Origin of the sequence: Acinetobacter puyangensis, from assembly GCF_900096995.1 — a bacterium.
Lineage (GTDB): Bacteria > Pseudomonadota > Gammaproteobacteria > Pseudomonadales > Moraxellaceae > Acinetobacter > Acinetobacter puyangensis.
This window is the reverse complement of sequence record NZ_OANT01000013.1, coordinates 16711-38907: the sequence shown is the minus strand read 5'-3', so window position 1 is coordinate 38907 and position 22197 is coordinate 16711. Positions and strand designations below refer to the sequence as shown.

Below are 22197 nucleotides of genomic sequence, written 5' to 3'. Positions count from 1 at the left end.
GTCAGTTTTCAGGATGAATACGCACACCACGATCCGGGCTAACCCAGCGTGCACGTTGACCATTGCCTCGGAGGAGAACCTTAGGAAAAGCAATGATACTGGCGGATACAGTAATGAGCCAGAAGATAAATGGATACCAGATCATCCAGTAATAGTTCCGGCCTAATGCAGGTTCATAACGACTATCCATCCATTTACTGATCACGAACTGGAATAAACAGGTCAGACCTAGAAAAATACCCGTTCCATACGGCAAAAATGGTGAATTTACAGGAGGTAATCCCAAAGCCGGTAAAATCAGATGGATTATCCAAATAATCGCCAAAGTAAGCATCAAATATGACCAGATCAGTGTCAAAATCAATTCCAGCATTAAAGGCCATAAATAATTCAGCTGTGGTTTAATCAAGACATCAATATTTTTGATGAGTACTTGTGCACCGCCCATGGCCCAGCGTAAACGCTGTTTCCATAGTCCGCTTAAACTTTCCGGCATTAAAATCCAGACCAGTGCATTCGGCTCAAAATCAATCTCCCAGCCAGCACGTTGTAATTTCCATGTAATATCAATATCTTCAGTCAACATATTCGGAGACCAGTAGCCGACATCATGTACAGCAGACTTACGAAATGCGGTAATAACACCGGATACGGTAAATATACGTCCAAATGACTTTTGAGCACGTTTAATCATGCCGACAATAGAAGAAAACTCTCCAACCTGTACCCGCCCTAATAAAGTTGAACGGTTACGAATACGTGGATTACCTGTCACCGCTGCCACTGAAGGATTCGCAATAAAATGCCGAATCATCCACATCGCTGCATTTGGATCCAGCAGAGCATCACCATCAATACCGATCAAATACTCAGCATCGGTCAGTAAACTGCCTGCTTGCAGTGCCATAGCTTTGCCCTGATTATGGGCCAAATGTACAACACGCAGTTTTTCATACTGTTGTGACAAACGGTTTAAAACTTCGGCAGTATTGTCAGAGCTCCCATCATTAATCGCAATCACTTCAAAATTGGGATAATTTAAAGCCAAAGCATGACTGATGGTTTCTTCTGCATTGTCCCCTTCATTAAAACATGGCACCAATACCGCAACTTTGGGGTAATCCGGCAGTGGTGCTGGATGTTGATAAGGCGGTTCCTGACGTTCTTTCCAGTAAAAGATCATTGCGCCCATCATCCATAAATAAGACATGAACAGGGGGTAATAGAACAAAAAGTTCAGCGCAGATTGCCAAAAATGATGTAGGGTCGTCATAGTTAATTCCTTTAAGGAACAAGACGGTTAGGCTTAACTGCAAATGCATCACGCATAAGAACCGTATCTGGGTGATCCTTGATTGGATCATCCGGATAATATGCAATATGCATTGCACCTTGCTGGTACAATGATTTAATCGTATTGGAAATTTCTTCCGAAGGGACAGGCTGTTGAGTACGCCAGTTTTGTGCCTGCAACTCAAATACAGTTTTCATGATGCCGTTGGGATAAGACTTTACCCGTTTCAGAATATTATTATAAAACTGATTCGGATCTTTTGCCTGTTCCATATAAGGCATTGCCATAATGGCTGTAAAATCATAACGATTTAAAGATTGTTCCAGTGATTGTGAATACCAGTTTTCTGCATAGGGAGATAAAGCCACCTGTGCATAAAGATTACGCGCAGTCAGTAAAAAAGGCTGATAGTAACGTACCTGTTGTGCCAGCTGCATGGCAAAATCATCAATAGTCCGGGTTTTTAACGCTGTCCATTTTGATAATAATGCATCATTCTGCCGAATTTGCTCCAGATCTGTAGGCAAGCCCGCTTTGGCATATGCATTTAAAGCATCCGGACTAGCATCTTCATAATCGGAAAGCGTCGTATCATCGTGGAATAAAATCCCATCAAATGACGCTGATTTCGCCAGATCATTATAGATTCTTTCTATGGTTTTACGCGCCAAAGGTGAGTATGGACTTAGCCTTTTATAACCCATATTTAAATGATCACTTGCCTTGGGTTGCTGAGTCACCACAAGTGCTTTGGAGGCCGGAGTCTTAGCCGGTAAATCCCATGCCAATAACGGCATCCATGCATAGACACGCTGCACCGTAGTACGGGTCTGAATTTGCCACGACACACGGTTAAATAGATCTGCCCGCATCGGCAAATAATGATTTGGGAAGTACACCATGTCCGCTGAACCATCTGCATCAGGATCAGCAAAAGCCTGTAAATAGACAGTCTTTACCCCCATCGCATTAATACGATCAAGTAAATGGCTTAAATTGCGTTCCTGCTGGGCGGGATCTTTGTCATAGATATAATCCAGATCGACATGCATGACTTTTTGAGGACGATTATTATCCGTCAAATTCATCAAACGATTTTGAATATCCTGAGCCAATGCATTGGTGGACTCATTTCGTTCCACCAAAATACGATTTAAATGCCCCAGAGATTTACTGACATGATCAGGACCATCATCCAAGGTAATGGTAATCGGCATACCTAGCTGCTTGGCAATTTTTACCGTTTCAAGATTATAACGCCCATAGGGCCAGACCATTACACGTGGAGATTTGAGTCCATGTGCCTTTAAGACTTCATTATTCTTTTTTAAATCCTGATAAATACGGGCTGCATATTCCTGATCTGTTTCATATTTTTTGGTTTTAGCATTATAAATTCGAGTAATTGCCGCAGGTTCAGAGTTACCTTGCGGATTACCCATCACACCATGATGTAAATTATAACTATGACTACCGATTTCAACATAGCCACTATTTTGCATTTCCTCAAGTTCTGTCCAAGATAACAATTTACTGCGATCCAGTTGATCATCACCAAACTGCACCATTCCGGACTTTGGCTCCAGCCATGAACCCACGACTGAAAGCACGACAGGGATTTTACGGGCTTTAAAAATCGGATAAGCATACTGATAAAAAGACTGATAGCCATCATCGACTGTCAGTAAAACAGGCTTGGCAGGAAGTTTGATTTTTCCTTCTTTGGCTTTAATGAGCTGATCTACGCTAATAAAATGATAGCCATTGTGTTCCAGCCAATCCAAATGCAGCGTTAAATCCTGAGGCGTAATAGCATAACCAGCAATAATTGCATTTTTATTGGGTATAATTTCGTGATAACCAATAATTGTTAAAGCTGACACATCTATTTTGGGTTGTTCCTCTACATTCTGGACCGAACTTATATCTGGTGTAGAAGTAGCATTATTGACCGTAATCTCTTCAGCAAATCCCTTGTGGGCAGTACTGCTTAAGATTATAGATAAACATACAGATAATACATGTAGCGAACGGGCTGTGTTCATGAATGTTCAATCTCATTCATCCTTACTATCGTCCAATAAAAAAAACACATCATTTCCTCAAAAAGAAATGACATGTTTTCTACTGATAACAACAATAAATCAATATTGTGAATAGGTAATGTGTTTAAAATATCTGCCGCATCACTAATCGCAGAAATTTTGTGAATATTAACCGATTCGTCATCAAAAAATTGCTATTAATTTGCTTAATTTATTTGCTGAAAATGAAGTTTTGATTACAAAAACCTAATTTTGGATACATTTGACTACAATTCCTGATTTTCAGCACGATTCTCTCATGATAATGATTAAAAATTTCACGACATTTTAAAATACCCTGTCGTCTGGCATACACTATTTTTGCCTCTAGCTTGCCAATTGACACACTTACAGCCATGTCCTGATTATCTGGTTGCAAACACCTATAAACAACACTCAAAAATGCCGTAAAATTAACCACGCTATAATTTCAACACTGCAATATAACAATAATGCCCAGTTTTCCCTAATAAACAGCGATCAGCTTTATATGTTTAACAGTGAATTTAAGCGACTGAAGATTTTACTGTTTTACTATGCAAACGGGATTCTGCGGCATTCAAACTTGGAACAGCAGCAGAAGGTAACACATCATCCTGCTCAATCTGTTTATTAATCCCCAGTTGCTGATTGGCTTGCTGGGTTTTTTCCTTCACCAATTGTGCCCGACGACCTTTGGCTGGCGCCCATTCCAGAATCGGTAGTGCACGTGCAACTGCCAGTGTAATGCGATCTTTTAATTGTTCACTCTTGATGGTATATTCCGGCGTAAAGTCTTTGTCTGTGGCATACACGCCAATCGGCAAAGTTTGCGCCTGAAAAAAGCTAAATAATGGACGTAATTGATGCTCCAGCACTAAAGCATGACGATCACTACCACCAGAAGCAGCCAATAACACTGGTACGTCAACCAATGCCGTTTGTTCTACAAAATCAAATAAATGCTTAAACAAACCAGTAAATGATGCGCGATAAACAGGTGTGCCAACAATTAGCGCATCCGCAGCTTCAATGGCAGCCAGATCATCCTGCACTCGTTGTGGTAACTGATTGCGATAAATTGCGCCACCTAGTAATGGCCCTATTTCACTAAGTTTAATAAAGTGCACATTGATTGCCGTAGCCGCCGCTAATTCATCTAAAATATTTTGTACCAGACTTTCTGTTTTTGATGGGGTATTTAATCCGCCTGAAACTGCAACAATATTCAGTGGATGAGTTTGTGTATGAGACATTGTATAAGCCTAAAAATATCAACAATACTCAACATACTAGTTTATACAAAAAAAATGTAAAATCATAAATTAAAGATTACTTATACATTTTGAATATAATCAATTACCGCTAATATTGCATGCTTAAACTGACAGATTAATCATCAGTTTTTTTATACTGAAGATCAATATAACGATCTATCCAGCAATTACCGCCCTGTTGCTTTGCCTGCTGCATTAAATTCTGTAATCTCACCAGAAAAAAATCAATATCAAAATGTGCTCCTGATTGATATTTTTCAATGGCTAGTGATACTGTTAAGCGATTATCTATTCCTGAACTAAAATAGATATTTATATTATGAATTTCAACTTTTAACCGTTCTACAAAGGTGTATAAATTCCAGTCTTGCATATTAAGCAAAATAAAAATAAATTCATCACGGCCTAAATGAAAAAGTAGCTGTTCAACCGAATCACTAAATCGATCCAAACATGCGCTCATTTTTTTTATGGCGGCATCTCCGGATTCAAAACCATTTTCCAGATTAAATCTTTTAAAATTATCAATATTTAATAAAATCATGCTTATACTTTCTTGACTTTTATCCTGATAGATGTCCTGGATTTTACGTTCAAATGCTGTGTAATTATTCAATCCAGTCATACGATCCAATAAACGAATCTGTTGCAATTGTCTGTTATTTTTTTCAAGTACCAGTTCAATCCGTTTGTAAGGAGTTATATCCACCAATGTAACAATGAGAATCAACTGCTGATTTTTATATTTCCCTTGAATTTTATATAGATAATATGCACCATTCGCATACATTTCCTGTGTCTTGACATGCTGCTCAAGCTCAAGTTGGGTTAAAAATTCGGTATAATGATGTGCGGTATAATGGCAAAAATCATGGATTCTTTTTTCATACATGCGCTGTAGAGTTATTTGATAAATCGATGCAATCTTTTCATTAGCATAGATAATTCTACCATTTGGAAAAAACAGACAAACCCCGATATGAGGATTTTCCAGTATCGCTGATGGATTCTCATCATAATATGATTTTAATGCCACTATATTTTTGTCAATATCTGTATTTTCCACCTCGGTCCTCTTTATATTTTTCAATCACTTAAAGTTTCCACTACCTCTTCAAAATATAAGGTACTATGATTACGACCATTTTTTTTATTTCGCCTTAACTGATCGCTTAATTTATGGATCAAGTGATTAATGCATGGTAATTGTGAAATCGGTAAACTATGTAAAATAATAGAAACAGTTAAATGGTGATGAATACCGGCCTCATGTCTTAAATCTAGCTGGTAAACACTATTTCTAAATCTTTCTGCAATGGTTAAAGCGGTAAAATGACTTACGGCAGGAAATAATGCAATAAATCGATCACTATTTAATTTTGCCAGAAAATCTTTTTCTGCTCTTAATTCCTGTTTTAAGGTTTGTGCAATATTATGCAGTGCTACATTAGATTTAATAAATCCATGTTCTTTATTAAATTCAGAAAAGTGATCAATATCAATCAGTAATATTGAAACTTCTGGATAAATCACTTGTTTTTTAAGAATTGAAAAATATTCTTCCAAAGCATAATCATTAGCAATTCCTGTCAATTGGTCAAATTGTAATTGCGCTTTATAGCGTTTATTATTTTGATTAAACATTTGCTGTAATCGTTTGCTTTTAGAGATATTCCACTGTAAGAAAAATAATGCTTCCAGCTGATTATTCTTATTATAAATTGGAAATATTAAAATTTGAAAATAAATACCATAAACATAAATCTCCTGAGAGGAGAGTTGTTCACCATTATTGTATGCAGCAAAGTATTCCTTTACTACTTGTCCCGCACTTTCAGAAAAACTTGATAAATGTCGTCCCTGCATTTGTTCAATGGTACTGCCATGTAGATCGGCAAAGCGTTTATTTACATATAAAATAAGATAACGATGATGAATCATTACAGCAGGAATCGGCAACAAATCTATCATATCTTGTGGGCTTTGATAGAACGTATCTATAAGCTTTTTCGGCATAACTTTTCCCCTGTTGGCAGCATGTATGTCGCTGTTTTTATTTTTATTTGAGAAAAGTTTAGCCTAATTCCTATATACTTGAAATGTTTTTTTAAATTTTCTTTATATCACAATATATTAAAACTCAAGTTGCTAAAACTGCATTAAGTACTTTCTGTTCCAGCTCGGCAAATTGCACGCCTTTTTGTCGTGGTCGGGGTAAATCCACATTAAAACTTTGTGCAATATGGCCACGATCCAGCAAAATAATCCGATCTGCCAGTTGTACCGCTTCTGACACATCATGGGTTACCAAAATTGTAGTAAAACCATGCTCTAGCCATAGTTTTTCAATCAGACTTTGCATATCCAGACGGGTAAGCGCATCCAGTGCACCAAGCGGTTCATCCAGCAATAAAATTCTAGGCTGATGGGACAAGGCGCGTGCCAGTGCCACCCGTTGCCGTTGACCACCGGAAAGTTGGGTCGGCCATTGCTTGGATTTTTCCGATAAACCGACTTTTTCAAGCAATTCTGTCGCTTTTGATTTTTGAACATCCGGCAAACCTAGTTGTGCATTTTGCAATACACTACGCCACGGTAGAAGGCGAGGGTCCTGAAACATCACCCGGACATCATCGGTGGTAACACCTTCACGTACACCACGTTTGGACTGAAACTGGATTACGCCCTGACTGGCTTGCTCAAGCCCGGCAATCAAACGCAGTAATGTCGATTTACCACAACCACTGCGTCCGACAATCGCCAGAAATTCACCGGAACGAATATGCAAATTAAGATGGTCTAGTACCGTGACATCACCATATAATTTGGATAGTTCCTCAATCAGGATTTCTGCACCCTGTTGTTTACGCTCTGTTTCCTGCAAACTATCAAGATTTTCCTTAAAAGTATTTTCGGCATAAACATTTGCATTTAAGTTACTCATTTAATGTCTCCTTATGCCTGATAACCAGCGTGCCAACGTAATAAATAGCGTTCCAGTGCCTGTGCCAGTACATCTGCCAGTTTACCTAACAGGGCATAAAGCAAGATCCCGACCAGTACAATGTCAGTTTGTAGAAACTCACGGGCATTCATGGTCATATAACCGATACCAGACTGTGCGGATATAGTTTCTGCAACGATCAATAATACCCAAACCAGACCCAGCGCAAAACGCAACCCGACCAGAATAGAGGGCATAGCACCCGGCAAAATGATTTCCTTGTATAGTTGCCAACGGGTTAAACCATAACTTTTACCCATTTCAATCAATTGGGGATCAACCGAACGAATACCATGATAGGTATTGATATAAATCGGGAAAAACACACCAATTGCCACCAAAAACAATTTTGCCGACTCATCAATACCGAACCATAAAATCACCAATGGAATCAGAGCGAGGGCAGGGATGTTACGAATCATCTGCAAGGTGGTATCCAGCAATGTCGATGCTGTTCTGGAAGAACCATTCAATAAACCCAGAACCAGTCCTAAACCGCCACCAATCAATAATCCTGATAGCGCACGACCTGCACTGACTTTAACATGCTGCCAAAGTTCGCCACTGATCAACAAATGCCAGAATGCCACCACTACAGCAGAGGGTGCAGGTAAAATTCTGCTTTCTAACCAACCGGTTTGTGAAGCAATTTGCCAAAACGCAATCAGTGCAATTGGCACCAACCACGGCAATAGACTTTTACCCACTTGCCGTGTTCCACGTGAAACATAACTATTCGCCATTAGCTATTCTCCAACGTTTTTGTTTTGTGATTGTCTTGTTCCGGCACTTTGCTTTGTTCTGATATCTTGCTTTGTTCTGGCACATAGTTATTGGCAATGATTTCACCAAATGGACCTGTTAAATTTGGTTGTACCAATTTACTGCGTGTTTCCAACGGTAATAGTGGAAAAACCAGCTCTGCAAAACGAATGGATTCTTCCAGATGTGGGTAACCCGAAAAAATAAAGGTATCGATACCAAGATCAGCATATTCCTGAATCCGCGCAGCAACAGTTTCTGCATCACCCACCAGTGCTGTACCCGCACCACCACGAACCAAACCAATCCCAGCCCATAAGTTAGGCGAAACTTCCAGCTTGTCACGATTGCCACCATGCAGCGCTGCCATACGTTTTTGACCAATAGAATCCATTTGTGCAAACTTTTTCTGTGCTGCTGCAATGGTTGCTTCATCAAGATATTGAATTAGGTCATTGGCCGCTGCCCATGCTTCTTCATTGGTTTCACGCACGATGACATGCAGGCGAATACCATAATTTAATGTTCTACCTTTTGCCGCTGCCTTGGCTTTCATATTGTCAATTTTTTCTTTTACTGCTGCTGGTGGTTCACCCCAAGTCAGGTAAGTATCCACTTGTGCTGCGGCAAGTTCTTGTGCTGCATCCGAAGATCCACCAAACCATAACGGTGGATAAGGCTGTTGAATTGGTGGATAGAGTAATTTTGCATCATCAACACTTAAATGTTGACCATGAAAAGTGAAGGCCTCACCGTTATGAGAACGACTTAAAATTTCACGCCAGATGGTGGTATATTCAGTCGCAGTCTGATAACGAGTTGCATGATCTTCATATAAGCCATCACCTCTTAATTCTTCTTCATCACCACCTGTTACCAGATTTAAAAGCACCCGTCCGTTGGATAAACGGTCAAACGTAGCAGCCATACGTGCTGCAAGCGAAGGTGAGGTTACGCCAGGGCGTAATGCCACTAGAAACTTCAAGTTACGAGTCGCATCAATCAAACTTGCTGCTGTAATCCACGGATCTTCACAAGAACGACCTGTCGGAATCAATACACCTTCATACCCCAGATTATCTACTGCCACTGCAATTTGCTTCATATAGGCATGATCAACTTGGCGGGCGCCTTTGCTTGTGCCTAAATAACGACTGTCACCATGTGTAGGAATAAACCAGAAAATTTTCATCTCAATAACCTATATAAAATATTACTTTTTATTCCAAACTGCCTCAGCAATGCTGATGCGTTTTGGAATAATATTCAGTTGGGAGAAGCGATCTGCGAGCAATTGCTGTTCTTGAATCACTTTTGTATTCAGTGGTGAAGCACCGGAAGGCTTTGGACGACGGTCAACAAAAACTTGGCTCACCTCAGGTTTTAAACCGGTATTTTTGGCAATTAAAGCTGCTGTTTGTTGTGGATTCTTCTGCACCCATTTATCAGCCTGATTAATCTGTCCAATTAAGCCTGTCACTGCCTTGGGATGGTGCTGAACAAATTTTGGTGCGGCCAGATAAAAAGTATAATTAGGACTTAGACCCTTACCCGATGTTAATACTTTGGCCTGATCTTTCAGTTGTGCTGAAGCATAATAAGGATCCCAGATTGCCCATGCATCAACAGCACCTTTTTGAAAGGCTGCCCGTGCATCGGCAGGCGTTAACCAAATTGGTTGAATATCAGACCATTTCAGACCCGCTTTTTGTACTGCTTGCACCAATAAAAAATGTGAACTTGAACCTTTCTGTAATGCGATCCGTTTACCTTTTAGGTCTTTCAATTGCTTTATAGCAGAGTTTTTCGGTATCAAAATTGCCGAAGCCAATGGTTTTGCAGCTTCATAAGCCACATAATATAAAGGCTTGCCTGCGGCCTGCGCATATACAGGCGGCGTATCACCAGTCACCCCCACATCAATTGATCCTACTGCCAATGCTTCCAGAATTTGAGGACCTGCCGGAAATTCATTCCAGGAAATTTTGGCATTCGGAAATTCTTGTTCCAGATATTTATTTTGTTTGGCGACAGCAAAGTTAATTGAACTTTTTTGGTAGCCAATGCGTAACTCCTTCACACTTGTATCTACCGCCCAGACCGAAAATGACAGTGCACAACCAGCAGAAATTGCCAACATTGACCCTAAAGTCGTTTTTAACCACGACTGTGAATTTTTCTTGTCTATCTCTATAATCGTATCGTGCATCATGTTTTCCTTATACCTATCAACACATATGTATCAGGCAAAAGACTTCAAAAAAGTCATGCCTGAAGATATTTAATGTGTATTGTCTAAAATCGCATCTTGAACCTTAATCGGATGAGGAATAAGTTTTTGCTGATAAAATGCATCTGCAACCTGTTGCTGTTCAGTAATCACTTTTTGACTAATTGGCGTCACACCCAAGCCCATACGTTTAATGGATATTTCCAGAATCGGAATACTCAAGCCTGTAGGTTTTTCCAGTAATTTAGCTGCTTCGGTAGGATGTTGAGTGGCCCATTGTGTTGATTTATCCAATTCATTAATAATGGTTTGCAAAACTTTAGGCTGGGTTTGAGCAAATTCACGATCTGCCAGATAGAACTGATAGTTATTGACGGTATCTTCGCCATCAGCAAGCACTTTGGCACCAATTTGCTGTTCTGCCGCAGCAAAGAACGGATCCCAAATTACCCACGCATCCACCGAACCTTTTTCAAACGCAGCGCGGGCATCGGCAGGTGGCAAATAAATAGGCTGAATATCACTGAGTTTTAAATCATTTTTTTCCAGCGCTTTTAATAATAGATAATGCACATTTGAACCTTTATTTAAGGCCACACGTTTACCTTTTAATTCGGCTACGGTTTTAATGGTGGAATCTTTAGGCACAATAATCGCTTCTGCCTTGGGTGCTGCCGGTTGATTCGCTACGTAGACCAGTTTGGCATCGGCTGCCTGTGCAAAAATTGGTGGAGCTTCACCGGTTTCACCAAACACCACACTGCCAACATTTAAGCCTTCCAGCAATTGTGGGCCTGCCGGAAACTCGACCCAACGCACGTTAACCCCTTCACTTTTTAACGCCTGTTCCAGCGTGCCACGTGCTTTAAGCACAGGTAGCGTGCCATATTTCTGAAAACCAATATTTAACGTGGTTGCCGTTTTTGTTGTGCTTTGATCCTGCTGTGCTGTTGTGGCTTGTTCGGATTTTGAACATGCGCTCATTGCCATCACAACACTCAATAAACTGGCCGTTAAAGTGATTTTTTTGGATGAGAAAGTGCTCAGGCTACGCATGTTTGTTTTTCCTTTGATAAGCGGTTTAATCTAAAGGTCATAGCCTAGGCAATTTTTTTTATGAAAAAAAATAACAAATATGCACATCAATTTGAAAAAAAATGCTTAAATTAAAAAATGATAAGTAATTCTTTTTTGATGTAAAGGAATTAAGATCAAAAGTTTTTATATTATTGTTTTTGATAAATTAATTTTAATTATATTTTGTGTAAAAATTACTGTACCACTTTAATAGCAGTATTTGTAAAATCTTTAGCAGAAATTTAGCTAAAATGACCTGATATATATTGCAGATGAGAAAATGCTTTTCATTAAGTTATCAGCAAGATAGAAAAGTGATTTACTTTAATACCTTAAATCATTTTTTGATAAACATGCGAATTACGTTGGAAATTATAAAAAGCCTGACGTGCCGCAGGAAGTTTTTCAATATCGACTTTAACAAAACCCTGCTCCATAAACCAATGCCCTGTATGTGTAGTTAATAGATACAAGACCTTGATATTTTGTCGCTGGGCACGTTGCTGTAAAAAAGCCAATACTTGTGCACCCCGATTAGATTTGCGATAGTCAGGGTGAACAGCAACACAGGCAATTTCGGCAGATTTTAATTCATTATCAGAAGTCGGGATCGGATAGAGTGCTGCACAAGCCAGAATCATGCCATCACGTTCAATCACAGCAAAATGTTCAATTTCATTTTCCAAACGTTCACGGGAACGATATACCAAAATGCCTTGTTCTTCTAAAGGCCGCAGTAAACGCAGCAAACCGCCAACATCATGAATATTGGCCTGACGGACATCTTCAAATCGCAAATCACTGACCAGTGTGCCCGTCCCATCGCGGGTAAATAACTCGCCAAGTAAGGCACCATCAAGATGATAAGAAATTAAATGGCAACGACTAACGCCGTTTTGACACGCCTGAACTGCACCTGACAGATGTAAATAATTTTCACTGCTTTGATCAGCCATATGCTGTAAATATTGCTGTGCATCTTTTACCATCAATTCGCGAATAAAATGCCCTTGATGATCAATAATACCTTTTTGTTCACCCAGAAAAATCAGTTTGTCTGCATGCAAATCACTGGCAACTCGGGTTGCAACTTCTTCGGCACGTAAATTAAAGACTTCACCGGTGGTGGAATATCCGGTTGGGCCTAGTACGATAATATTTTCATTGGCCAAATTGCGCTGCATTGCTTCCACATCAATCGAACGCACTTCACCAGTTAACTGGAAATCCACACCATCCCGAATACCATACGGTTTGGCTGTGACAAAATTCCCTGACACCACATCAATACGCGCACCGAACATCGGTGAATTGGCAACCCCCATAGACAACAATGCTTCAATCTGTAAGCGAATTGAACCTACGGCATTCAGTACCGCTGGTAAGGCCTGCCGTGTGGTAATGCGACGATGCTGTAAAAAAGGCGTTTCAATCTGGAGTTGTTGCAGATTTTCATTAATTTGTGGACGAGCGCCATGTACCAGTACCAGTCGAATCCCGAGCGCATGCAGCAAGGCAATATCATGGATAATATGTTGAAAATTTTCTGTTAATAAGGCTTCACCGCCAAACATCAACACAAAGGTCTTACCACGATGCAGATTAATATAGGGCGCAGCTTGTCGAAACCAACGCACATAATCCGGTGTAGTCTGTGATTGGGAAGAGATCGGGGCATCAAAAGGCTGCTGTGTCACAAAACACCTGAAAAGATTGGTAGATTTGTTCAAGCATAACAAAAACTGTTTAGAATGAAATCACTTCGTTATAGATAATTTGCACATGAATGTTTTAATTTTGGGCTGTGGGCAAACCGGACAAGCATTGGCACAACAATTATACCAGCAAGGACATGCGGTAACTTGTGTTAGTCGACATGATAAACAGCTTGTCCCGATCCAACATATGACACAGGATATCCATTATTTAACACTTGATTCAACGCCATTATTTGACTGGGTGTATGTAATTTTATCGCCCAGTCAACGGAATGTTGAACATTATCAACAGACATTTATCGATACTGCACGACCTGTTTTTTCGGCATTGCAATCGCATCCTATACAACGGGTGATTTTTATTTCTTCGACCCGCGTCTATGGGGAAAATTCCGGGCGATGGATTGATGATGCCACTATGCCCTATACCAATGATCCGATTGGACAATGCTTAATTGCCACAGAACAATTGTGGTCAGCCTATTGGCAAGACAAATTGACTATTATTCGACCCAGTGGTTTATACCAAGCCAATAGTGCTTATCTACGTCGTCTTGCCCATGACAGCCAACAAATCACAGTACGGCACTGGACAAATCGTATTCATCGTCAGGATCTGATTGGCTTTTTAACCTTTTTAAGCACGATAAAACGACTTGAAAGCAGCTATTTACTATCCGATCAACAGCCCATGCTGCAATCTCAAGTCATTAATATGCTGCGCGAACAGGACAATCTGACTCCACTCGTCATTGCAGCAGATTTGCCGGAAACTGGAAAGCGCATCAATGCCGTACGTTTTTCGCAGTCAGGCTACAGCCTAAAATATCCCTGTTTTATGGATACATATAAAAAAGCCTAGAGGGGGGACTCTAGGCTTTTTTGTAAAGGCTTTGTGATTGGTGCGAACTTCCTTTCGCTTTGTGCTTCTCAGCAATCCATTTAGTAGAAACATCCTGTTTCCGATCAAGCTTTATGTTGGTGTGAAATCCTTTCACTCTCATGCTTCTCAGCAAACTTTATTATCAATAAAGCTTATCAACAAGCTTTTTTCATCAGAGACTTCCTATCTCCTGATGTAGCCATCATATGTAAATTTCCAAATTCACAAAATAGGCAATCTACAACAATGGTTGTAAGCTATTTCTTACAGCAAACCACTCAATCCAATATACCAATCCTTTAAAATCATTCTCTGTTAAGACTAAGACTTTGCTTTAAATGAAGATCCTGTATTCATTCAGTCCATCTGTCAACAGGTCAGACTTGTGTATTTCTGCTTGCAAATGTTAAATACCACATGATGATGTTTCATCATGCAGTGATCAGATTTATTTTAAGCTCGCTTGTTGTGCTTTCATATAGTGCTCGACAACATCCAGTACATACTCCTGACAGGCTTCGCCTGTTGCCGGATTATATGCGCCATTATTGGTGATATTGTTTGACACAATGCGAATGCCTAAAAATGGCACTTTATATTGTGCAGCAATTTGTGCAACAGAAGCCGCTTCCATTTCTTCAACAGATGTCCCATAGGTTTGATGGAAAAATTTGATCCGGTCCAGTTCATTGTTCCATACATCCGCCGAACCAATGGTTCCCTCAACAACTTTACCTTTTGTATATTTTGAACTGATTTCCTGTGCAGCTTTCAGCAACGTCTGATCGGCTGTAAATTTACGAATCGCAATAGGTTCCGGATCCTGCTCATCATCAGGAAGAACATCAAATGCTTCTGTCCATGTTAAGGCATTTGAGCCGCCGCCTAATGGTTTTTTCGGCGTACGAAATGCGCCAATATTGGTCGATTCCTTACCTAAAACAATATCAAAAACTTGAAGTTTGGGATCATGACCCCCTGATGTTCCCTGATTAATAATGGCAATCGGTTGGTATTTTTCGATTGCAATTGCAGTTGCAGCTGCTGAATTGCTCATCCCCATACGTGTTTTGGAAATAATGACAGGATAACCTTTATATGTTCCTTTCCAGAATTTCCATCCCCCTACAGTTTCAATTTCAACATTGCTCAGGTATGAAGCCATTTTTTCAGATTCAACCGGTAGTGCACCTTGAATCACAATGGGTTGTAGCTGTGCTTGTGTTAAAGCAACAGGTTGCGCAGTGGTAACGATGCTTTTCTGACTACAAGATGCAGTGAAAAATGCCACACTACAAATACCAAGAACACAAAAAAAGTTTTTAAATAACATTATTCACCCGATAATTTCATGAAAAAATAGATAAAGCAAATAATATACCAATGATTTAAATATCAGAAAATTTATTAAAAATTCGTTATTAAAAGTATTTGAATTTTAACCTTTATAATATTATGGATTAAATTTTATGTGATCATTATATAGACTATATTCAATACTCAATTTTTGCCATTTTTTTAAAATTCTGCATAGTCTGAATATATGCGGCAACAGATTTTTCTTCATTTTGATGTTGATTGTTTCACTGCCTGTTGGCAATGAATCACTTTAAACTAAAAATAATTTTTTGAACGAAAGTAGATAAATGATCAGATGTGCAATAATATATCATTGCACATCTTGATTTAAAATAATACAGCGCATTTATAGCTCTAAATCTTATTAAAAATTACTTTAAAGCTTTTACAAACTGAGTCACAAGTTGTGAAGAGTTTTTTGCAGCAAGTTCCATAAAGATTGTTTCTTCATTTGCACCTTCGCCTCCTCCAGCAAGATCTGATAAAGAACGGAATACAATAAACGGTACATTATTGCTATATGCCACATGACCAACAGATGCAGACTCCATATCTACAACATTTGCCTGAAATGTGCTGTAAACATATTCACGGTATGCGGCATTATCCATAAAAGACTGGCCCGATACGCCATTACCGCCAAAAACAACTTTAGGCGGATGGGATAAACAATGTTCTTCCGCAGTACAGCGATTAAGATTGGGTTTTGCCAAAATTGTTTTTGCTTGCGCCATTAAATTCTCATCAACTTTAAACCAGAATTTTTCTTCAGGCGCTTTATCACCATTGGCAATCTGTACATTCTGTGGAAAAACCATACCGAAATTGGCATATGGTGTTTTATTCAAAAAGGGTGGAATTTCAAAATGATCTTTGCTCACCTCACGCGCCATCACCGTTTCCTGATATTGGCTCCATTGCTCTGGAATGGATACATCACCAATGCTTAGATTGGGGTTAATTCCACCTGCGACGCCTGAGAATACAATTTTCTCTACATTAAAATGGTCTAATGCCATTTGGGTGGTCATGGCAGCATTCACCATCGACATGCCGGATAAAAATAGCACCACATCTTTATTGCCAATTTTTCCAGTAATAAATTGTGTACGGTGAATGGTATGTGTTTTGGCATTTTTTAATGCCGCTTTCAATTCTGGAATCTCTGGCTGAAATGCACAGATAATCGCAATTCGTGAAATCTTATCTATTTTTTCTTGAGCAAAAATAGAACAGCTAAACCACAAGGAGAATAAAACAACTAAAATTTTTTGCATAAAATATAAGCTCTGTACATATATAATCATATACTCACAAGCAAATACTATACCAGAAATTTAAAACCGCTATTTACTGCTTATTATTTCAGCATGGTATTTAATAAAAATAAATTCGTGTAAATAAAAAATACTTTCATCCATATATAAAAAGAAAAATGGCATATTTGTTGCTCTAGTATTTTTAATCTTTTGTAAAAAGATGTAATTGTGTGGATTGCACAACTTTGAGACAAAATACTGGAGTCGATTAGATTATGTTGAACAATATCTCCCTTAAAACTTTCTGTTATAGCATCGTGGCAGCATTAAGCTTTACAAGTATTTCACAAGCAAATGCTGCGATAAATACCAACTTATGGGCTATTTATAGTGATAATACTCGATTTAGTCCCAAAAAATCAGCAAATGGCTATCTTGAATTTGAATATATGGGTGATATTGGCCCTGTCGATTTATATGGTTATTTTGATGCACCAAAATATTTTGGTGGCAGCGCAAATGTTTTAGGTTTTTGGGATAAAGATGGTTCCAAATTATTTATGGAGCATGAACCGAAATTATCATTTAACCGATTAACCGGTAAAGATTTATCCGTTGGCCCATTTAAAGACTGGTTTCTTGCGGCAGACTGGATTGTCGATCTAAGTTCAAGTTCTGGGTCCCGTCAAAACACACTATATTATGGGGTAGGGACCTCCATTGATACTGGGACCAAGTTGGGTGTTAATTTAAATCTATATAAAAAGCAGCAATGGGAAAATTATAATGCGGCAAATGAATATACTGCAAATGATGGTGGCCGGCTACAATTTCAGGCATTTTATCCCTTACATACCTTCAAAGATGGTGCAACGCTTACTTATTTTACCTTTAGTAACTATGACTTTGGTTCCGAGTTACAAGATAAAACGGGTGGAGATACGCGTACCAATGAAGCATTTGTTTCAACACATGTATTCACTTATACCAAACAACATTTAAAACTTTTTACAGCTGCACGTTATTTCCATAATGGTGGACAATTCCGTGATGGCGCAATCACAAACTGGGGCGAGGGTGACTTCGCACAAGACAGTAAAGGCTGGGGCTACTATGTTGCTTTAGGTTATGGTTTTTAATTGTAAATCCGACGCTAACTTAGCGTAAATCAAGCGCTAAATCCCACCAAATAACAGGGTTGTTAAAACCACAAAACCAATAATGATCACAACCCTGTTCCAGGTTCAAAAACCATTTTGAATTTTATCCAAATTAATTCCACATTCCATGACGTAACGTTTTATTATCACTATAGCTCATTCATTTTGGATTCTCACAATGAACCTCGTTGACTTTTCTACCCTTTCACCACAACCGGTCTGGCAACATTTTCATACTTTATGCAATATTCCCCGCCCATCAAAGCATGAACAACAACTGCGCGAACATCTAAAACATTGGGCAGAACAACGTGGTCTGGACACTGATGTTGATGAGATTGGTAATCTGATTATCCGTAAACCAGCCAGTAGAGGCATGGAACATACGACCGGCGTGATTTTGCAGGGTCATCTGGATATGGTGACACAAGCCAATAGTGGTACGGTGCATGATTTTAGCAAAGATCCAATTCAGCCAGTGATTGAAGAAGGCTGGCTGATTGCCAAGGATACGACCTTAGGTGCCGATAACGGTATTGGGGTAGCATTAGCCTTGGCTGTACTTGAATCTAAAGATCTGGCCCATGGTCCGATTGAAGCGTTATTCACCATTGATGAAGAAGCAGGCATGAGTGGCGCACGTCACTTAGAGGCAGGTATTTTACAAGGACAATGGTTATTTAATATTGATACCGAAGAATGGGGTGAACTGTATCTGGGCTGTGCAGGCAGTCTGGACGTCGAGGTTTCAGAGTCCATTGATTATATTGCTGCACCAGAAAATTTATCTGCATTTGAAATTAACTTGTCAGGCTTAAAAGGTGGGCACTCCGGTGTGCAAATCCATCTCGGTCGGGGTAATGCCAATGTCATTCTCGCGCAATTCCTGCAACAACATTTATCGGAACTTGATGGATATTTAGTGGAGTTTCATGGCGGTACCGCACGTAATGCCATCCCGCGTGAAGCCTTTGCGACGATTGCCATTGCAGCGGATCAAATTGAGGCGTTACAGCAACGCCTGAATCTATATTTACAGCACTGTCAAAACCAGCTTAAAGGCATTGATGACGGTTTAAATATCAATATTAAAGCGTCTACTACATCGATCGAACAGGTGATGGAGCGTCGCCAGCAACAGCTCTGGCTTGATGCACTGGCCAGTTGTCCATATGGGGTGGCCAGTATAAGTCAGGTATTGGACAATGTGGTGGAAATTTCCAACAATATCGGGGTGGTACGTATAGGTCCTGAAGGTGGTCAGATCCTGATCATGGTTCGTGCCATGGATAATCATGAAGTTCAGGATTTTTCCCAAAAGATTCAACAACATTTTGCCCAATACGGGTTACAGGCAAAACTTGCCCATCTGGTATCGGGCTGGACACCTGATCCGGAATCGGCAGCCCTAAAATGTCTGCAACAAGCGTATCAACAGGCATTTCAGATTGAACCACAATTGAAAGTGATTCATGCCGGTCTGGAATGCGGCATCATTGCCCAACATTATCCACATTTACAAATGGTGTCTTTTGGACCGGATATTCAGGGCGCACATGCCCCGGGTGAACGGGTGAATATCAAGAGTGTTGAAAATTGCTGGACATTATTAACCGCAGCACTGGCTTTGGTGAAATAAACCTTATCCGACAAATTCAAGATGTAATAATGGGTAAGGTCTGCCTTGCCCATCCTGTTCCGAACGTCCGGCAATCTGGAAACCATGTGCCAGATAAAATCCAACGGCTTGCGGATTCTGTTCATTAACATCAACGGCCGTGATGGCCAATTGTTGTATGGCATAGTCCAGCAATTGTGTACCAAATCCTTGTCCTCGTGCATCGGCATCAATAAATAACATTTCCAGTTTCTGCTGATCCACACCGATAAAACCACAGATTTTGTCATGTAATATAATGCTATAAACCTGTAAATGAGGCAGATACTGTTGCAGAATCAAAGGTCTTAACTGATCAATATCCTGTTCTTGCAAAAAATGATGGGTTGCGCGAACCGAACGTTCCCAAATTTCAATAAGACGAGAAAAATCTGCTGCTTGAGCAATGTGTATTTCGCCAATTTCTTGCATAATTAAAAAACCTTAAATTCTTTGATTGATAAAAATTAGACATCAAATGTTTTACGCAAGCTTTCAAATGTTTGCATATGAGTAAATTGACCCGCTTGTCTTTGGTATGGCGCTATTTGAGGCACCAGTCGCTGAAAATGTTCCGATTGAACATGTGCATCTAAGGCAGCACGATCAATCCATTCTTCTACAAAAATAAAATGACCTGGATCACGCACATCATGATAAAGATCGTAAGCAAGACATCCCGTTTCCAATCGGGTTTTGTCGATCAATTCCTGATACAAAGGTAACACCTGTGCAATTTGGTCAACCTGAATAAAGTCTTCAGCGATGAGTTTTAAGATCATTTTAAGTTCTATTAAATCATGTAAGTGATTAAATCATATCAAAAATAGAAAGATATCACGATTATTTTCAAGTAAATACATATCCACTCTATGATGACATTTATTTTTATAGGGATAAAAATACCCAAAATAAAAAACAGCCTGCTTTGAATGGGCAAAGCAGGCTGTTTAAACTGATCTGGTAAGGTATCGCAATAAATCTATAGTAAATAAATTTAGACCGATAAATCAACGCAGAGATATTTCATTTCCAGATATTCATCAATGCCGAATTTAGAACCTTCACGTCCTAAACCAGATTGTTTGACACCACCGAATGGCGCAACTTCATTGGAAATGGCACCGGTGTTAATGCCGACCATACCGTATTCCAGTGCTTCACCGACACGCCATTGCCGTGCTGTATTCTGGGTAAACAGATAAGCAGCCAAACCAAATTCGGTATCATTTGCCATGGCCACCACCTGATCTTCATCTTCAAAACGGAATAATGGCGCCAGTGGACCAAAGGTTTCTTCTTTGGAGACTTTCATCTCTTGAGTGACGTCAGTTAATATTGTTGGCTCGAAGAATGTTGCGCCAATATCTGCTCGCTTACCACCAATTTTGACTGTGGCACCTTTGCTGATGGCATCTGCAATATGCGATTGCACTTTGGCAACTGCATCTTCATCAATTAGAGGTCCTTGCGTTGATGCTGCATCACGACCATCACCAACCTGTAATTTCGCCACAGCCTCAACCAGTTTTTCAACCAGCGCGTCATAGATCCCGTTTTGTACATAAATACGGTTGGCACAGACACAGGTTTGTCCACTGTTGCGGAATTTACTGGCCATGATGCCTTGTACCGCTTGATCAAGGTTGGCATCATCAAACACGATGACAGGCGCATTACCACCCAGTTCCAGTGATAATTTCTTGATGCTTGGCGCACATTGCTGCATTAAGATACGACCCACCTGCGTTGAACCAGTAAAGCTGAGTTTACGTACAGTATCGCTTTCGCACAGGGTTTTACCGACTTCAATGGCATCACCACTGATATTCAGGTAAAGATCAACTGGTAATCCTGCCTGTAATGCCAGTACTTCAAGTGCATAGGCCGTTAACGGGGTTTGTTCGGCAGGTTTAACCAGCATCGAACAGCCCGCAGCAAGTGCAGGTGCAGCTTTACGAGTAATCATGGCCGCTGGGAAGTTCCATGGGGTAATGGCTGCGGTGACACCAATCGCTTGCTTAATCACCAGCAAGCGTTGATTGGCAAGTGTTGGACTGAGCACTTCACCATCAACACGACGAGCTTGTTCGGCAAACCAGCGTACAAAAGAAGCAGCATAACCAATTTCTCCACGTGCTTCGGCAAGTGGCTTGCCTTGTTCCGCAGTTAAAATCTGAGCCAGATTTTCCTTGTGCTCAATTATTAAATTGAACCATGCCCATAATACATCGGCACGTGTCAAAGCAGTTTGTTTTTTCCATGCTGCCTGTGCAATCGCAGAACGTGCAATTGCAGATTCAACCGCAGCACGGTCATGACTTTTCACCCATGCCAGTACTTCACCAGTTGCCGCATCATTGACCTGAATATAGTCACCTGAAGCAGGCGCTTCAAGTGCAATATCAGCATGCTGTAATAAATATTTCAAATGATCCTGAATCATGCTGATGC

General features: G+C 40.0%; 19 protein-coding genes. 3 read left to right on the top strand and 16 right to left on the bottom strand.

All coding sequences use genetic code 11. The annotated features are described in order from the left end of the window. Position 1 precedes the first annotated feature (1 nt). From pgaC to argA, 11 genes are all read right to left on the bottom strand, one after another. Entirely contained in the window at positions 2-1273 is a 1272-nt protein-coding gene (gene pgaC / locus CRO21_RS15830) for a poly-beta-1,6-N-acetyl-D-glucosamine synthase (RefSeq protein WP_097080283.1), read from the bottom strand. A gap of 11 nt (positions 1274-1284) precedes the next feature. Continuing rightward, complete coding sequence (gene pgaB / locus CRO21_RS15825) at positions 1285-3339, bottom strand: poly-beta-1,6-N-acetyl-D-glucosamine N-deacetylase PgaB (protein WP_097080282.1); 2055 nt, start codon at positions 3337-3339, stop codon at positions 1285-1287. Between the two features lie 545 nt (positions 3340-3884). After that, positions 3885-4613, bottom strand: a complete 729-nt coding sequence (gene msuE, locus CRO21_RS15820) for an FMN reductase (RefSeq protein WP_097080281.1) — start codon at positions 4611-4613, stop codon at positions 3885-3887. 136 nt (positions 4614-4749) lie between these two features. Continuing rightward, positions 4750-5700, bottom strand: a complete 951-nt coding sequence (locus tag CRO21_RS15815; protein ID WP_097080280.1) for a sensor domain-containing diguanylate cyclase — start codon at positions 5698-5700, stop codon at positions 4750-4752. A gap of 20 nt (positions 5701-5720) precedes the next feature. Beyond that, complete coding sequence (locus CRO21_RS15810) at positions 5721-6650, bottom strand: GGDEF domain-containing protein (protein WP_097080279.1); 930 nt, start codon at positions 6648-6650, stop codon at positions 5721-5723. Positions 6651-6774: 124 nt separating this feature from the next. Next, complete coding sequence (locus CRO21_RS15805) at positions 6775-7578, bottom strand: ATP-binding cassette domain-containing protein (protein WP_097080278.1); 804 nt, start codon at positions 7576-7578, stop codon at positions 6775-6777. 11 nt (positions 7579-7589) lie between these two features. Further along, positions 7590-8381 (bottom strand): aliphatic sulfonate ABC transporter permease SsuC, encoded by a 792-nt coding sequence (gene ssuC, locus CRO21_RS15800; protein ID WP_097080277.1) that lies wholly within the window; start codon positions 8379-8381, stop codon positions 7590-7592. Beyond that, positions 8381-9592: an FMNH2-dependent alkanesulfonate monooxygenase gene (ssuD, locus tag CRO21_RS15795; RefSeq protein WP_097080276.1), complete on the bottom strand. Its 1212-nt coding sequence runs from the start codon at positions 9590-9592 to the stop codon at positions 8381-8383. The genes ssuC and ssuD overlap by 1 nt, the downstream gene beginning before the upstream one ends. A 21-nt stretch (positions 9593-9613) precedes the next feature. Further along, a complete protein-coding gene (locus CRO21_RS15790; protein ID WP_097080275.1) occupies positions 9614-10540 on the bottom strand; it encodes a sulfonate ABC transporter substrate-binding protein in 927 nt (308 codons plus the stop codon). A 141-nt stretch (positions 10541-10681) separates the two neighbouring features. Beyond that, on the bottom strand, positions 10682-11686 hold the full coding sequence (locus CRO21_RS15785) for a sulfonate ABC transporter substrate-binding protein (RefSeq protein ID WP_097080274.1): 1005 nt from the start codon (positions 11684-11686) through the stop codon (positions 10682-10684). 353 nt (positions 11687-12039) lie between these two features. Further along, entirely contained in the window at positions 12040-13404 is a 1365-nt protein-coding gene (gene argA / locus CRO21_RS15780) for an amino-acid N-acetyltransferase (RefSeq protein WP_228150471.1), read from the bottom strand. Positions 13405-13489: 85 nt separating this feature from the next. Between argA and CRO21_RS15775 the strand changes: the two genes are divergently transcribed. Next, entirely contained in the window at positions 13490-14287 is a 798-nt protein-coding gene (locus CRO21_RS15775; protein WP_097080273.1) for an NAD-dependent epimerase/dehydratase family protein, read from the top strand. A gap of 469 nt (positions 14288-14756) precedes the next feature. On the opposite strand, the gene CRO21_RS15770 is transcribed toward CRO21_RS15775, so the two are convergent. Together CRO21_RS15770 and CRO21_RS15765 are read right to left on the bottom strand one after the other, a co-directional pair. After that, positions 14757-15641, bottom strand: coding sequence for a 5'-methylthioadenosine/S-adenosylhomocysteine nucleosidase (locus CRO21_RS15770; protein WP_097080272.1), 885 nt, complete (start codon positions 15639-15641; stop codon positions 14757-14759). A 397-nt stretch (positions 15642-16038) separates the two neighbouring features. Next, on the bottom strand, positions 16039-16944 hold the full coding sequence (locus CRO21_RS15765) for a 5'-methylthioadenosine/S-adenosylhomocysteine nucleosidase (protein WP_097080271.1): 906 nt from the start codon (positions 16942-16944) through the stop codon (positions 16039-16041). A gap of 257 nt (positions 16945-17201) precedes the next feature. Between CRO21_RS15765 and tsx the strand changes: the two genes are divergently transcribed. Continuing rightward, positions 17202-18065, top strand: a complete 864-nt coding sequence (tsx, locus tag CRO21_RS15760) for a nucleoside-specific channel-forming protein Tsx (RefSeq protein ID WP_228150470.1) — start codon at positions 17202-17204, stop codon at positions 18063-18065. 199 nt (positions 18066-18264) lie between these two features. Continuing rightward, the gene (locus CRO21_RS15755) at positions 18265-19725 is read left to right on the top strand and encodes an aminoacyl-histidine dipeptidase (RefSeq protein ID WP_097080270.1); all 1461 of its coding nucleotides are present in this window, start codon (positions 18265-18267) and stop codon (positions 19723-19725) included. 3 nt (positions 19726-19728) lie between these two features. Here the strand turns inward: CRO21_RS15755 and CRO21_RS15750 are convergent, their stop codons facing one another. From CRO21_RS15750 to CRO21_RS15740, 3 genes are all read right to left on the bottom strand, one after another. Then, positions 19729-20175, bottom strand: coding sequence for an acetyltransferase (locus tag CRO21_RS15750; RefSeq protein ID WP_097080269.1), 447 nt, complete (start codon positions 20173-20175; stop codon positions 19729-19731). 35 nt (positions 20176-20210) lie between these two features. Beyond that, the gene (locus CRO21_RS15745) at positions 20211-20525 is read right to left on the bottom strand and encodes a putative quinol monooxygenase (protein ID WP_097080268.1); all 315 of its coding nucleotides are present in this window, start codon (positions 20523-20525) and stop codon (positions 20211-20213) included. A gap of 215 nt (positions 20526-20740) precedes the next feature. Then, entirely contained in the window at positions 20741-22189 is a 1449-nt protein-coding gene (locus CRO21_RS15740) for an NAD-dependent succinate-semialdehyde dehydrogenase (protein ID WP_097080267.1), read from the bottom strand. Positions 22190-22197 lie beyond the last annotated feature (8 nt).

Bases quoted from the DNA above. Each gene is read 5' to 3' on its own strand.
- pgaC (WP_097080283.1), bottom strand. From the start codon at position 1,273: ATGACGACCCTACATCATTTTTGGCAATCTGCGCTGAACTTTTTGTTC.
- pgaB (WP_097080282.1), bottom strand. From the start codon at position 3,339: ATGAACACAGCCCGTTCGCTACATGTATTATCTGTATGTTTATCTATA.
- msuE (WP_097080281.1), bottom strand. From the start codon at position 4,613: ATGTCTCATACACAAACTCATCCACTGAATATTGTTGCAGTTTCAGGC.
- CRO21_RS15810 (WP_097080279.1), bottom strand. From the start codon at position 6,650: ATGCCGAAAAAGCTTATAGATACGTTCTATCAAAGCCCACAAGATATG.
- CRO21_RS15805 (WP_097080278.1), bottom strand. From the start codon at position 7,578: ATGAGTAACTTAAATGCAAATGTTTATGCCGAAAATACTTTTAAGGAA.
- ssuC (WP_097080277.1), bottom strand. From the start codon at position 8,381: ATGGCGAATAGTTATGTTTCACGTGGAACACGGCAAGTGGGTAAAAGT.
- ssuD (WP_097080276.1), bottom strand. From the start codon at position 9,592: ATGAAAATTTTCTGGTTTATTCCTACACATGGTGACAGTCGTTATTTA.
- CRO21_RS15790 (WP_097080275.1), bottom strand. From the start codon at position 10,540: ATGTTGGCAATTTCTGCTGGTTGTGCACTGTCATTTTCGGTCTGGGCG.
- CRO21_RS15785 (WP_097080274.1), bottom strand. From the start codon at position 11,686: ATGCGTAGCCTGAGCACTTTCTCATCCAAAAAAATCACTTTAACGGCC.
- CRO21_RS15775 (WP_097080273.1), top strand. From the start codon at position 13,490: ATGAATGTTTTAATTTTGGGCTGTGGGCAAACCGGACAAGCATTGGCA.
- CRO21_RS15770 (WP_097080272.1), bottom strand. From the start codon at position 15,641: ATGTTATTTAAAAACTTTTTTTGTGTTCTTGGTATTTGTAGTGTGGCA.
- CRO21_RS15765 (WP_097080271.1), bottom strand. From the start codon at position 16,944: ATGCAAAAAATTTTAGTTGTTTTATTCTCCTTGTGGTTTAGCTGTTCT.
- tsx (WP_228150470.1), top strand. From the start codon at position 17,202: ATGTTGAACAATATCTCCCTTAAAACTTTCTGTTATAGCATCGTGGCA.
- CRO21_RS15755 (WP_097080270.1), top strand. From the start codon at position 18,265: ATGAACCTCGTTGACTTTTCTACCCTTTCACCACAACCGGTCTGGCAA.
- CRO21_RS15750 (WP_097080269.1), bottom strand. From the start codon at position 20,175: ATGCAAGAAATTGGCGAAATACACATTGCTCAAGCAGCAGATTTTTCT.
- CRO21_RS15745 (WP_097080268.1), bottom strand. From the start codon at position 20,525: ATGATCTTAAAACTCATCGCTGAAGACTTTATTCAGGTTGACCAAATT.
- CRO21_RS15740 (WP_097080267.1), bottom strand. From the start codon at position 22,189: ATGATTCAGGATCATTTGAAATATTTATTACAGCATGCTGATATTGCA.